The sequence below is a fragment of the Actinocorallia longicatena genome (genome assembly GCF_039534125.1).
Taxonomy (GTDB): Bacteria; Actinomycetota; Actinomycetes; order Streptosporangiales; family Streptosporangiaceae; genus Actinocorallia; species Actinocorallia longicatena.
Genome location: NZ_BAAAUV010000003.1, coordinates 63,051 through 76,151, shown reverse-complemented (window position 1 = coordinate 76,151; position 13,101 = coordinate 63,051). Strand labels below are relative to the sequence as shown.

Annotated in this window: 13 protein-coding genes; 6 read left to right on the top strand and 7 right to left on the bottom strand. The window is 70.8% G+C overall.

Features of this window, described 5'->3' with window-relative positions:
* Positions 1-7 precede the first annotated feature (7 nt).
* Together ABD785_RS06050 and ABD785_RS06045 are read left to right on the top strand one after the other, a co-directional pair.
* Positions 8-1,894 (top strand): fumarate reductase/succinate dehydrogenase flavoprotein subunit, encoded by a 1,887-nt coding sequence (locus tag ABD785_RS06050; protein ID WP_344823058.1) that lies wholly within the window; start codon positions 8-10, stop codon positions 1,892-1,894.
* Entirely contained in the window at positions 1,891-2,661 is a 771-nt protein-coding gene (locus ABD785_RS06045) for a succinate dehydrogenase/fumarate reductase iron-sulfur subunit (RefSeq protein WP_344823056.1), read from the top strand. Before ABD785_RS06050 ends, ABD785_RS06045 begins: the two co-directional genes overlap by 4 nt.
* Before the next feature lie 91 nt (positions 2,662-2,752).
* Here the strand turns inward: ABD785_RS06045 and ABD785_RS06040 are convergent, their stop codons facing one another.
* From ABD785_RS06040 to ABD785_RS06020, 5 genes are all read right to left on the bottom strand, one after another.
* Entirely contained in the window at positions 2,753-3,370 is a 618-nt protein-coding gene (locus ABD785_RS06040) for a DUF1707 SHOCT-like domain-containing protein (protein ID WP_344823054.1), read from the bottom strand.
* 134 nt (positions 3,371-3,504) lie between these two features.
* Positions 3,505-3,972 (bottom strand): hypothetical protein, encoded by a 468-nt coding sequence (locus ABD785_RS06035; protein WP_344823052.1) that lies wholly within the window; start codon positions 3,970-3,972, stop codon positions 3,505-3,507.
* Positions 3,973-4,153: 181 nt separating this feature from the next.
* Entirely contained in the window at positions 4,154-4,897 is a 744-nt protein-coding gene (locus ABD785_RS06030; RefSeq protein WP_344823050.1) for a succinate dehydrogenase/fumarate reductase iron-sulfur subunit, read from the bottom strand.
* Between the two features lie 14 nt (positions 4,898-4,911).
* Entirely contained in the window at positions 4,912-6,843 is a 1,932-nt protein-coding gene (locus ABD785_RS06025; protein ID WP_344823048.1) for a fumarate reductase/succinate dehydrogenase flavoprotein subunit, read from the bottom strand.
* Complete coding sequence (locus ABD785_RS06020; RefSeq protein ID WP_344823046.1) at positions 6,843-7,532, bottom strand: succinate dehydrogenase cytochrome b subunit; 690 nt, start codon at positions 7,530-7,532, stop codon at positions 6,843-6,845. The genes ABD785_RS06025 and ABD785_RS06020 overlap by 1 nt, the downstream gene beginning before the upstream one ends.
* 187 nt (positions 7,533-7,719) lie before the next feature.
* Between ABD785_RS06020 and ABD785_RS06015 the strand changes: the two genes are divergently transcribed.
* The 3 genes from ABD785_RS06015 (at position 7,720) to ABD785_RS06005 (ending at position 9,736) form a co-directional block, all read left to right on the top strand.
* On the top strand, positions 7,720-8,436 hold the full coding sequence (locus tag ABD785_RS06015; protein WP_344823045.1) for a hypothetical protein: 717 nt from the start codon (positions 7,720-7,722) through the stop codon (positions 8,434-8,436).
* A 64-nt stretch (positions 8,437-8,500) separates the two neighbouring features.
* Positions 8,501-9,073: a DUF6529 family protein gene (locus tag ABD785_RS06010; RefSeq protein ID WP_344823043.1), complete on the top strand. Its 573-nt coding sequence runs from the start codon at positions 8,501-8,503 to the stop codon at positions 9,071-9,073.
* Positions 9,074-9,097: 24 nt separating this feature from the next.
* The gene (locus tag ABD785_RS06005; protein ID WP_344823041.1) at positions 9,098-9,736 is read left to right on the top strand and encodes a DUF4232 domain-containing protein; all 639 of its coding nucleotides are present in this window, start codon (positions 9,098-9,100) and stop codon (positions 9,734-9,736) included.
* A gap of 42 nt (positions 9,737-9,778) precedes the next feature.
* On the opposite strand, the gene ABD785_RS06000 is transcribed toward ABD785_RS06005, so the two are convergent.
* A complete protein-coding gene (locus ABD785_RS06000) occupies positions 9,779-10,354 on the bottom strand; it encodes a peroxiredoxin-like family protein (protein ID WP_344823039.1) in 576 nt (191 codons plus the stop codon).
* A 68-nt stretch (positions 10,355-10,422) separates the two neighbouring features.
* On the opposite strand from ABD785_RS06000, the gene ABD785_RS05995 reads away from it, so the two are divergent.
* Positions 10,423-11,040 carry a TetR/AcrR family transcriptional regulator gene (locus tag ABD785_RS05995; RefSeq protein ID WP_344823037.1) on the top strand — a complete coding sequence of 206 codons (618 nt, stop codon included), beginning with the start codon at positions 10,423-10,425 and terminating at the stop codon, positions 11,038-11,040.
* Here the strand turns inward: ABD785_RS05995 and ABD785_RS05990 are convergent.
* The gene (locus ABD785_RS05990; protein WP_344823035.1) at positions 11,018-13,087 is read right to left on the bottom strand and encodes a S9 family peptidase; all 2,070 of its coding nucleotides are present in this window, start codon (positions 13,085-13,087) and stop codon (positions 11,018-11,020) included. The genes ABD785_RS05995 and ABD785_RS05990 overlap by 23 nt on opposite strands.
* Positions 13,088-13,101: the final 14 nt, after the last annotated feature.

Sequence of the window (13,101 nt, the reverse complement as noted above, 5' to 3'; positions counted from 1 at the left end):
AGCCCCCATGACTGAAGTAGAACGACACCAGTACGACGTCGTCGTCATCGGCGCGGGCGGCGCGGGTCTGCGCGCGGCGATCGAGGCCCGGCTGCGCGGCAAGCGCGTCGCGGTGATCTCCAAGTCGCTGTTCGGCAAGGCGCACACCGTCATGGCCGAGGGCGGCGCGGCCGCGGCGATGGGCAACGTCAACGACAAGGACAACTGGCAGGTCCACTTCCGCGACACGATGCGCGGCGGCAAGTTCCTGAACAACGTGCGGATGGCCGAGCTGCACGCCAAGGAGGCCCCGGAGCGGGTCTGGGAGCTCGAGGCCTGGGGTGCGCTGTTCGACCGCACCAAGGACGGCAAGATCTCCCAGCGCAACTTCGGCGGGCACTCCTACCCGCGGCTCGCGCACGTCGGCGACCGGACGGGCCTGGAGCTCATCCGCACGACGCAGCAGAAGATCGTCTCCCTCCAGCAGGAGGACCACGCCGAGTTCGGCGACTACGAGGCCCGCATCCGCGTCTGGGCGGAGACGACCGTCACCCGTCTCCTCAAGAACGGCGACCGGATCTGCGGGGCGTTCGCCTACGTCCGCGAGACGGGCAAGTTCGTGGTGTTCGAGGCGCCGACCGTCATCCTGGCGACCGGCGGCATCGGCAAGGCGTTCAAGGTCACGTCCAACTCCTGGGAGTACACCGGGGACGGTCACGCGCTCGCGCTGCTGGCCGGGGCGTCGCTGCTCAACATGGAGTTCATCCAGTTCCACCCGACGGGCATGGTCTGGCCGCCGTCGGTGAAGGGCATCCTCGTCACCGAGTCCGTCCGCGGTGACGGCGGGGTCCTGACGAACTCCGAGGGCAAGCGGTTCATGTTCGACTACATCCCGGACGTGTTCAAGGAGCAGTACGCCACCACCGAGGAGGAGGCGGACCGCTGGTACGCCGACGCCGACAACAACCGGCGCCCGCCGGAGCTCCTGCCCCGTGACGAGGTCGCCCGCGCGATCAACTCCGAGGTCAAGGCCGGACGGGGATCGCCCCAGGGCGGCGTCTTCCTGGACGTCTCCTCGCGGCTGCCCGCCGAGGAGATCATCAAGCGGCTGCCGTCGATGCACCACCAGTTCAAGGAGCTGGCCGACGTCGACATCACGGCCGAGCCGATGCAGGTCGGGCCGACCTGCCACTACGTGATGGGCGGCGTCGAGGTCGACGCCGACACCGGCGCGGCCCTGGTGCCGGGCCTGTTCGCCGCGGGCGAGTGCTCCGGCGGCATGCACGGCTCGAACCGCCTGGGCGGCAACTCCCTCACCGACCTGCTGGTCTTCGGCAAGCGCGCGGGCACGGGCGCGGTCGACTACCTGGAGGCGCTCGACGCGCGTCCCGAGGTGCCGGAGGCCGAGATCGAGGCCGCGACTGCCGAGGCCCTCGCGCCGTTCAGCCGTCCCGAGGGGGAGAACCCCTACACGGTGCACTCCGAGCTCCAGACCACCATGAACGAGCTCGTGGGCATCATCCGCACCGAGAAGGAGCTGGCCGCGGCCCTGGAGTCCCTGGTCAAGCTCCGCGAGCGGGTCGCGGGCGTCGGCGTCGTCGACGCGGGCCCCGGCGGACGCGGCTACCACCCGGGCTGGCACCTCGCCCTCGACCTGCGCAACATGCTGCTGGTGTCGGAGTGCGTGGCGCGGGCGGCGCTGGAGCGCGAGGAGTCGCGCGGCGGGCACACCCGCGACGACCACCCGGGCATGTCCGCCGAGTGGCGGAAGATCAACCTGGTCTGCAAGCTGACGGACGACCAGCAGGTCACGCTGAAGCGCCAGCCGATCGAGTCCATGCGCGAGGACCTGCTCGCCCTCTTCGAGAACTCCGAACTGAAGAAGTACCTCACCGAGGAGGAAGTCCCGTCATGAGCTACCTGGCGAAGTTCCGCGTGTGGCGCGGAGACAGCGGCGAAGGGGCGCTGCAGGACTTCGAGGTCGAGGTCAACGAGGGTGAGGTCGTCCTCGACGTCATCCACCGGCTCCAGGCCACGCAGACCCCCGACCTCGCGGTCCGGTGGAACTGCAAGGCCGGCAAGTGCGGCTCCTGCTCGGCCGAGGTCAACGGCATGCCGAAGCTGATGTGCATGTGCCGGATGTCGACCTTCACCGAGGACGAGACCATCACGGTCACGCCGGTGCGCACGTTCCCGGTGATCCGCGACCTCGTCACGGACGTCTCGTACAACTACGAGAAGGCCCGGCAGATCCCGAGCTTCGACGGCGGCGACGTCAAGCCCGGCGAGTTCCGGATGCAGCAGGTCGACGTGGAGCGCTCGCAGGAGTTCCGCAAGTGCATCGAGTGCTTCCTGTGCAACAACGTCTGCCACGTGATCCGCGACCACGAGGAGAACAAGGAGCACTTCGCCGGCCCCCGCTTCCTCATGCGGATCGCCGAGCTGGAGATGCACCCGGCGGACGTCAAGGACCGGCGCGAGATCGCCCAGACCGACCACGGCCTCGGCTACTGCAACATCACCAAGTGCTGCACCGAGGTCTGCCCCGAGCACATCAAGATCACTGACAACGCGCTCATCCCGATGAAGGAGCGCGTCGCCGGCAAGAAGTACGACCCGGTCGTCTGGCTGGGATCCAAGCTCGGCATCGTCAAGAAGGGCCAGGACACCCCCAGCGCCTGATCCTCAGCAGGACCGCCGAGGGCGGTGCCGGCTCGCCCGGAAGTCATGGGCGAGCCGGCACCGCCTTCTCGCGTTGAAGGCCCGGCCCGGTCTAGGAACGGGGGCGGCGGAGAAGCCGGGCGAGGAGGCCACGGCGGGGTGGACGGGGCGGGCGGGCGCGGAGTTTGCCGTGCGCCAGCTTGCCGGTCACCTCCACGCGGAGGACGGTCCCGCTCGTGCCATCTGTGGACTCGTCGTGGAGGTCGACCGATCCGAAGGCGATGCTCACCGCGTCCGCGTCGACCTCGATCCCGGGCCTGGTGATGATCGTCAGATTGCCGAGCCGGACGTCGGCGGCGATGCGCAGGGTGGGATGGCTGAGCACCGCCGAGGTCAGATCGAGCGTGACGCTGCCCATGTCCGCCGAGATCTCCAGGGCCCGCGGCACGATCCACGCCCCCTCCCGGACCGCGTTGCTGCCCTTGACCTGGATGCGCACGAGATCCTTCGCGCGGACCGGGGCCCCGCCGGGGGCCTCCCGCAGATCGGCGACCAGGGACGCGAGCTGCCCCATGGTCCGAGCCGACAGCGCCAGCTCCAGCCGTTCCTCCAGCTCCGCCAGCTCGAGCCTGCCGTCACCGACGGCATCCCTCAGCTTCCCGACCACCCGATCCCGGTCCTCGTCCGAAGCCCGCGCCTCCGACCGATCCGGCTCCACGTCACCCGCCATAGCCCGTGCTTAAGGCGCGACCCCGCCCGCCGTCAAGACCCACCCTGTCCTCCTCGCCCGGGATACCGGGCGGACCGCCGGGGCCGAGAACGCGGAAAGCCCCGTCGCACCTGCGACGGGGCCTTCGAAGGCGGCTACTTGGCGGCGAGGACGGCGTTGAGGAGGACGTTGCCGAGGACCGGGCCGGACTTCTTGCCGGAGGAGTTCTTGAGGAGGGAGTCGACGGTCCAGGCGACCTTCTTGTTCTGGACGGCCGTGGTGGTGGGGACGTCGGTGGTGGGCGTCTCCGTGGTCGGGGGGACCTCGCCGCCGAACTGGCCCAGGAGGGCCTGGAGGGTGGCGATGATCGTCGTGATCTGGGTGGGGGTCAGCTTGAGGGCCTCACCGAACAGGACGAAGATCTGGTCGAACTGGCCGGCCAGCACCAGGCGGGCGGCGGCGGCCATCGGCTCGGGGAAGGCGGCGAGGATCTGCTCGACCAGGCTGAGCTCCTCGGCGGCCGCGAGCGGGACGCGCGGGGCGGCGTGGGCCGGGGCCACCGCGGTCAGGGCGGGGGTGATGGCCAGGGCCAGGGTGGCGGCGATCAGCGCGGGCTTGCGCAAGGGGACTCCTCGGGCGGTGGGGGTGAGGGGCGAGGGAGGGCTCGGACCCCTCGCGAGCGAGCGGAGTCAAGCCTAGTGAGGAACGTGAAGCATTTCCACCTATTGGACAGGCCGGACAGAAGTGGACGTTGCGCATGCAAAGGGCGCTCTGGAAAACCAGAGCGCCCATGACAAAAAACGCCTACTTCTGGCCCGCGGCGTGCAGCCAGTCCTTGTTCATCCGGCCGATGAACTCCAGCGGGATGCCCTTCGGGCACGCCACCGTGCACTCGCCGGTGTTGGTGCAGCCGCCGAAGTCGAGGTCCTCGTGGGCCTGCACCATGTTGAGGACGCGGCTGTCGCGCTCCGGCTGGCCCTGCGGCAGCAGGCCCAGGTGGGAGATCTTCGCGGACAGGAACAGCGAGCCCGAGCCGTTCGGGCAGGCCGCGACGCACGCGCCGCAGCCGATGCACTCGGCCGCGACGAACGCCTTGTCGGCGTCGGCCTTCGGCACCGGGGTGGCGTGGGCGTCGGGAGCGGCGCCCGCCGGGGTGCTGATGTAACCGCCCGCGGTGATGATCTTGTCGAAGGCCGAACGGTCCACGACCAGGTCCTTGACGACCGGGAAGGCCTTCGCGCGCCACGGCTCGACGTCGATCGTCTCGCCGTCGGAGAACTTGCGCATGTGGAGCTGGCAGGTCGTGGTGTTCTTCTCGGGGCCGTGCGGCTGGCCGTTGATGACCAGGGAGCACATGCCGCAGATGCCCTCGCGGCAGTCGTGGTCGAACGCGATCGGCTCTTCGTTCTCGAGCGCGAGCTTCTCGTTCAGGACGTCGAGCATCTCCAGGAACGAGGCGTCCTCGGAGATGCCGTCGACGTCGTAGGTGACCATGCGGCCCTTGTCAGCGGCGTTCTTCTGACGCCAGATGCGCAGCTTCAGCTTCACTTAACTCAGGCCTCTTACTTGTACGAGCGGGTGCTCGGCTTGACGTATTCGAAGGTCAGCTCTTCCTTGTGCAGGATCGGAGCCTGGCCGCCGTTCCACTCCCACGCCGCGGCGTAGGAGAAGTTGGCGTCGTCGCGCTTGGCCTCGCCGTCCTCGTCCTGGGACTCGGCGCGGAAGTGGCCGCCGCAGGACTCGGTGCGGTGCAGGGCGTCGATGCACATGAGCTCGCCCAGCTCCAGGAAGTCGGCGACGCGGCCGGCCTTCTCCAGGGACTGGTTGAGGTCGGCGCCGGAGCCGGGGACCTTGACCCGGGTCCAGAACTCGTCCTTCAGCTCGCGGATGAGCGAGATGGCCTTGCGCAGGCCCTCGTCCGTCCGCTCCATGCCGCAGTACTCCCACATGATGGTGCCGAGCTCGCGGTGGAAGGAGTCGACCGTGCGGTCGCCGTCGATCGACAGGAACCGCTCCACCTGCGCCCGGACGCCCGCGACGGCCGCGTCGACCGTCTCGGACGGCACCGGCGTCACCGGGTTCTTGGCCAGGTAGTCGCCGACGGTCTGCGGGATGACGAAGTAGCCGTCCGCCAGGCCCTGCATCAGCGCGGACGCGCCGAGCCGGTTGGCGCCGTGGTCGGAGAAGTTGGCCTCGCCGAGCACGAACATGCCCGGGATCGACGACTCGAGGTCGTAGTCCACCCAGAGCCCGCCCATCGTGTAGTGGACGGCCGGGTAGATGCGCATCGGCTGCTCGTAGGGGTTCTCGCCGGTGATGCGCTCGTACATCTGGAAGAGGTTGTCGTACTTGGCGGCGACGGCGTCACGGCCCAGGCGGGTGATGGCGTCCTTGAAGTCCAGGTAGACGCCCAGCCCGCCGGGACCGACACCGCGGCCCTCGTCGCAGACGTTCTTGGCGGCGCGCGAGGCGATGTCGCGCGGGACCAGGTTGCCGAAGGCCGGGTAGATGCGCTCGAGGTAGTAGTCGCGCTCGTCCTCGGGGATGTCGGCGGCCCTGCGCTCGTCCTTCAGCTTCTTCGGCACCCAGACGCGGCCGTCGTTGCGCAGCGACTCCGACATCAGGGTCAGCTTCGACTGGTGGTCGCCGGAGACCGGGATGCAGGTCGGGTGGATCTGCGTGTAGCAGGGGTTGGCGAACAGCGCCCCGTGCTTGTGCGCGCGCCACGCCGCCGTGACGTTCGAGCCCATCGCGTTGGTCGACAGGAAGTAGACGTTGCCGTAGCCGCCGGTCGCGAGGATGACGGTGTCGGCGGTGTAGGACTTGATCTCGCCGGAGATCAGGTCACGGACGACCACGCCGCGCGCCTTGCCCTCGTGCATGATCAGGTCGAGCATCTCGTGCCGGGCGTGCAGCTCGACGTTGCCGAGGTCCACCTGGCGCATGAGGGCCTGGTAGGCGCCGAGCAGGAGCTGCTGGCCCGTCTGGCCGCGGGCGTAGAACGTCCGGGAGACCTGGGCGCCGCCGAAGGAGCGGTTGTCGAGCAGGCCGCCGTACTCGCGGGCGAACGGGACGCCCTGCGCGACGCACTGGTCGATGATCTGGGTGGAGATCTCGGCGAGGCGGTGCACGTTGGACTCGCGGGCGCGGAAGTCGCCGCCCTTGACGGTGTCGTAGAACAGCCGGTGCACCGAGTCGCCGTCGTTGCGGTAGTTCTTCGCGGCGTTGATCCCGCCCTGGGCGGCGATGGAGTGCGCGCGCCGCGGGGAGTCCTGGAAGCAGAACTGGGTGACCTGGTAGCCGAGCTCGCCGAGGGTCGCGCCGGCGGCGCCGCCGCCGAGGCCCGTGCCGACGATGATGACGTGCTTCTTGCGCTTGTTGGCCGGGTTGACCAGCTTCACGTCGAACTTGCGCTGGGTCCAGCGGTCCTCGATCGGGCCGGACGGAGCCTTGGTGTCGGCGATCGGTTCGCCGGAACGGTAGAAATCGTTCATCAGTCGATCAACCCCACGGTCACGGAGAACGGAACGGCCAGGAAGCCAATGGTGATCAGCACGGCGAAGGCGGTCGCGGTCAGGTTCAGCGGCTTCTCGTGCTTGGGGTTCTTGCGTCCGAGGGACTGCACCGCGCTGACCAGGCCGTGGCGCAGATGGAAGCCGAGGGCGATGACGGCCGCCGCGTAGAAGAGGGTGATGTACCAGCGGTCGGGCTGGAAGTCGGCCACGACGTTGCGGTACGGGTCGCCGTGCACGTAGCCGGGGTTCACCGTGCCGACGGTCAGGTCGAGGATGTGCCAGACGATGAACAGCAGGATGATCACGCCGCCCCAGCGCATGGTGCGGGCCGCGTAGGAGCCCTTCACCGGCTGCCGGTGCTGGTACTTCACCGGCCGCGCCTTCTTCGCCCGGACGGTCAGCTCGGCCGCCGAGCCGAAGTGCAGGACCACGATGAGCAACAGGCCTGCTCGCTGGATCCACAGGAACCACTCGTGGTGCAGGGCGGGGCTGCCGATGGTGCGCAGCCACGCCGCGTACGCGTTGAATTCTTCCTGCCCGAAGAAGATCTTCAGGTTGCCGATCATGTGTCCGATGATGAAGAGGAACATCAGGCCGCCGGAGACGGCCATGATCGCCTTCTTGCCCACCGTGGACCGGTAGAGAGCGGGGATCGTCGCAATAGCCACGCGCGAACGGTACAAAGCGGGCACTGAAGCGGTCCAAGTCATGGTCCGTCTGATTTCGATAGCCTCAGGCTATGCACGGTCTCCAGCAGGGCCTGCGGCTTCCTGGTCCATACCTGTCCCGTGATCGACTTCACATCGTCACCGGGAACCACTGGCGGTCGTGACCTGGGCGATTCAGACTCGGCCCATGAAGCGGCCCACGCCCCTGATCACCCTGCTCGCCGGGCTCGTCCTCGGCGGGGCTGTGCTCGGCATCGACATGGCGCAGAGCTCGGGAAACGCCGAACCCGCCCCCTACGGGGCACCTGAAGCCACCGTAGCGGCGCCTCCCGGAACCCCCGCACCGGGTCCCGCGTCCGGCTCTCCCGGCACCGCCTCACCCGGCCCCGATCCGGCCAGGCCGACCCCGCCCGCGGTGATCAGCGAGAAGCCGGTCAGCTTCGCGGGGAACGCGACCGTCAAGGGCGGGCCCGTGCCGCTGGCCGTCACGGTCGTGGGGAACCGGGCCATCGCCTACCTCTGCGACGGGACGTCCCTCGAGTCGTGGTTCCGGGGCTCCGCCTCGGGCACGGGGCTCGACCTGAAGGGGAAGAACGGGGCCGTCCTCACCGGGGTGGTCGCCGCGGACGGGAAGTCCATCTCCGGCAAGGTCACGGCCGGTGGCGGCACCTACCCCTACAAGATCGTCGTGGCGAAGCCGCCGAGCGGCCTCTACCGGGCGACCGAGACGACGCGCGGGGCCGTCACCGGGTGGATCGTCCAGGCGGACGGGCGCCAGACCGGGCTGTCGACCGGCCCGGACGGCTCGAAGCCCGCCCCTCCGCTCGACCTCGCGAACCTCACCGCGACCGTCGGCGGCACCCCGGTGACCGCCGAGCCCGCCGACCCGAACGCGGCCCCCTGATGCCGGGGCCGATCACCGAAGAGCCGGCGGGCCGCCGCCCGGCCGAGCCGAGGACGGAGCCCCGATGAGCAGTTCGGAATCGACGATGCCCGAGACCGCGCCCGCGGCGCCCCGGACGGCCGCAGCGCTGCTCGTGCCCGCCCTCGCCGGCGGCCTGGTGGCGCTCGCCCTCGGGGTGTACGGGAAGGCGCACGACGGCACCGGGATCGGCGTGCTCCTGGCCGGGTTCTCGACCGCGGTCGCCGCCAAGGCGTGGATGACGACGGTCGCGACGGCCCTCGGCGTCGTCCAGGTCGTCTCGGCGCTGTCGCTGTACGGCAGGCTCGGGCGGACCCCCTCCTGGGCCGGGCCCGTGCACCGGTGGTCGGGACGGGCGGCGTTCCTCGTCGCGGTGCCGGTCGCCGTCCACTGCCTGTACGCGCTGGGCTTCCAGGCGACCGACGGCCGGGTGCTGATGCATTCGCTGCTCGGCTGCCTGTTCTTCGGGGCGTTCACGGTGAAGATGCTCTGCCTGCGCAGCGACCGGCTGCCGGGCTGGGCGCTGCCCGTCCTGGGCGGTGTGGTGTTCGTCCTTCTGGTCGCGGTGTGGCTGCTGTCGTCCGTATGGTTCTTCAACAGCAACGGACTGACGACATAACGGACTGACGACCTAGGGGAACTTGTGAAGCGGACCGTCACGCTCCTGATCCTGGCGGCCTGCGCCGCCGCGTGCTCCTCGAACGACGAGCCGAAGGCGGCCCCGGGTTCGGCGTCGCCGTCCGCGACGGCCTCGGCCTCCGCTCCGCCCTCCTCCTCGGCGGCGCCCTCGTCGCCTTCCGTCGCGCCGAACGCGTCCGGCTCGGCGAAGCCGACGGGGAACGAGTGCGCGAACAAGGACCTGAGGGTCGAGGCGGGCGACTCGCAGGGCGCCGCCGGGACGATCTACACGCGGTTCGTGGTCACCAACAAGGGCACGGCCGCGTGCACCCTCTACGGCCACCCCGACGTCCGGCCGTACAAGGGGAACCCGCCCGCGCGCGTGGAGGGCGTCAAGACCGCGCGGATCGCCGCCGACGACGCCAACTTCGGTGGGACGCCTCCCGCCACCACCCTGGCTCCCGGCACCGGCACGGCCGTGTTCTTCGTCGTCTACGGCACCGCCCCCGTCGGCGACGCCGCCTGCAGGAAGGCCGACGGCCTGCTGTTCACCGCCCCGCCCCGCACGACCTGGGCCGCCGCCCCCGCCGCGGAGTTCGAGCTGACGAGCTGCGGCAGCCCCGTCGAGGTCTCGGCGATCTACCCGCCGTCGAAGACGATGTGACAAAGCCCGCGGTCGTCATCTCCTACGAGATGTTGGCTCGGGTCAGGCACGACCGGCGGTGTCGGCGAACGGCCGTGAGGTCGCGAGGAGCGCGTCGACCGGCCACTGGTCGGCGGCGTGCTCGCCGTAGTGGGCGGCGAGGATCCGGCCGTCCGGGGCGATGAGGAAGTCGGCGGGCAGGCCGAGACGGCCGTTCTCCTGGCGGGACGCGGGAAGGTTCTCGCGGCGGCGCGCGACCGCCACGACGCTGCGGCCGATGGCGCGGGCGATGACCGGCCAGGCGCGGGGGTTCAGCAGGGCACGGCGGCCGCGCTCGACGCCGAACTCCCGGTAGAGCCGCCTGGCGGGGTCGCCGACCAGCGGGAACGGCAGGCCGTCGGCGTACTCGCGGAGCTCGGAGCCGGGGGAGTGGAACACGACGACCTCGCGGATGCCGGCCGCCCGGATCTCCTCGTGCCTGACCACGATCGAGCGCAGGTGCAGGTTGCAGACCGGGCAGCCGGCGAACCGGCGGAACTGGAGGTGGACCAGGCCGTCGCCGGTCAGCGCGACCTCCCGGCCGGTGACGTCGGTGAGCGTGCGGGTCGTGACGGGCGTGCCGGGGACGAGACGGGACATGACGGCCTCCTGTAGGCGTACGGCATACGCTAACAACCATAAGCGTATGCCGTACCCTGTCAAGGGTCATGCCGAGACCACGTTCCCTCACCCAGGGCCAGATCGCCGCCGCGGCGCTGGCCGTCCTCGACCGGGACGGCCTCCCGTCGTTCTCGATGCGAGCCGTCGCGACCGAGCTCGGGATGGGGACGATGTCCCTGTACCGCTATGTCGCCGACCGGGACGAGCTGGAGGCGCTCGCCGTCGATCTGGTCCTCGGCTCGGTGCCGCTGGCGGCCGAGGGGAGCCCGCGGGCCCGGGTGCTCGCGCTGGTCGAGCGGCAGCGGGCGGCCGTCGCGGCCCATCCGGCGACCATCCCGCTGACGGTCAGGCACCGTCAGCGGTCCGCCGCCACCCAGCGCTGGGGCGAGGCCGTCCTCGGCGCCCTCACCGAGGCGGGCCTGACGGGCGCCGAGCGCGGCCTGGCCTTCCGCGCGATCATCGCCTACCTGATCGGCGGCCTGCACCTGGAGGACCAGGCGTCGCTGTCCGGCCCCGGCACCGACGCCCTCGCCGCGCTCCGCGACTCGCCCCTGCTCGCCGAGACGGCCCGCGCGGTCAGGAGCACCCCGGACGAGCGGGAGTTCGCCCACGGCCTGGCCGCCCTCCTGGACGGCCTGGGCCTCAACGGGCCAGCGACTCCTTGAGGAAGGAGACCTGGAGGTGGAGGAGGTTCTCGGCGACGATCTCCTGCGGGGTCATGTGGGTGACGCCCGACAGCGGCAGGACCGTGTGCGGGCGTCCGGCGGCCAGCAGGGCCGAGGACAGGCGCAGGGTGTGGGCGGCCACGACGTTGTCGTCGGCGAGACCATGGATGATCATCAGCGGGCGGGTGAGCTTCGGGGCGTCCGCGATGAGGGAGTTGGCCTCGTAGACGTCCGGGTCCTCCTCGGGGTCGCCCAGGTAGCGCTCGGTGTAGTGGGTGTCGTACAGGCGCCAGTCGGTGACGGGCGCGCCCGCGATCCCGGCGTGGAAGACGTCGGGGCGGCGCAGGACGGCCAGCGCCGACAGGAACCCGCCGAACGACCAGCCGCGGATCGCGACCCTGGTCAGGTCGAGGGGATGACGCTCGGCGGCGGCCTCCAGCGCGGCCACCTGGTCCTCCAGGACCACGTCGCAGAAGTCGCCGGAGATGGCGCGCTCGAACTTCGGGCCCCGGGCGGGGGTGCCGCGGCCGTCGGCGATGACGACGGCGAAGCCCTGGTCGGCGAGCCACTGCGGCTCGCAGTAGGCGCGCAGCGCCGCCACGACGCGCTGGGCGTGCGGGCCGCCGTAGGGGTCCATGAGGACGGGCAGCTTCTCGCCGGAGGCCGGGTCGAAGCCGGTCGGCAGGACCACGGCCGTGCGGATCTCGCGCTCGCCCGCGCCGAAGAAGGTCACCACCGGGGTGATCACCGGGGTCTCGGCGAGGTTCTCGATCTCGATCGACGTGCCGTGCACCCAGGTGCGCGAGCGGGCCGACTCCAGATCGCTCCCGGCCAGGACCGTGACACCGCCGTCGCGGGTGCCGGTGTAGACGCCGCGCCCCTCGGTGAGCCGGACGAGGCCGTCGGGGGAGAAGGACCAGACGTGCGTCTCGGTGGGCTCCTCCGAGGCCGTGAACAGCACGGAGTCGCCCTTGACGCCCAGCACCGAGCGGACCTGGAGGCCGGGCGGGGTCACGGGGACGTCGCCGACGGTCAGGCGCCGGGTGTCGTCGGCGTCGGTGGTCCAGACGAGGGCGCCGGAGGAGGTCCTGGCGGGCAGCCCGGGGACGATCTCGAGCCAGATCGGGTCGTGGTCGGCCTTCTCCACGGTGGTCTCGCCGTTGAGGGCGTCGACGCGCAGGACGCGCTGGGTGCGCTGGTCGCGGGTCTGGATGACGATCACGGGGCCGCGGTCGTCCCAGGAGGCCGTGGCCAGGTAGGGGTACATGCCGCGGTCCCAGGCGACGGCCGCGCGCTTGTCGCCCTGCTCCGCCGAGATGATGATCAGCGAGACGATCGCGTTGGGCGTCCCGGCGGCCGGGTAGGCGATCTCCTGGGCCGGACGGTCGGGGTTGGCCGGGTCGGCGATGTGCCAGCGCTGGACGGGCGTCTCGTCGACGCGGGCGACCAGCAGCGACTGGCCGTCGGGGGACCACCAGTAGCCGCGCATCCGGTCCATCTCCTCGGCGGCGATGAACTCGGCCAGCCCGTAGGAGATCTGCTCGGTCTCGGGACGGGCGGCGATCCGGTCCTCGCCCGAGGCCAGGTCGATCACGTGCAACGCCCGGTCGGCGACATAGGCGACGCGGCGTCCGCGCGGGTCGAGGCGCGGGTCGAAGGCCGGGGTCGCGGAGTCGAGCCGCTGCACCGAGCCGTCGTCGATCTTGACGGTGAACAGCTGCCCGGCCAGGGCGAACACCGCGCGGGAGACGGCGGAGTCGGTGGCGTAGGTGACGACGCCGCCGGCGGCCTCGCGGGCGCGTTCGCGGCGGGCCCGCTCCTCGGCGGGCAGGTTCGCCTCGTCGACGCCCAGGGCGAGCGGGTCGGCGAGCAGCGACTCCTCGCCCGAGGAGAGGTCGAGCTTCCACAGGCAGGTGACCGGGTCCGTGCCGCCCCGGCTGCGCAGGAACAGCGCGTAGGCGCCGTCCGGGGAGATCGTCACGCCGCGGGGGGCACCGAGGGTGAAGCGTCGGGTGCGGGCGCTCTGCCGGGGAAAGCTAAGGGTCATGGTCCTCAAGGGTA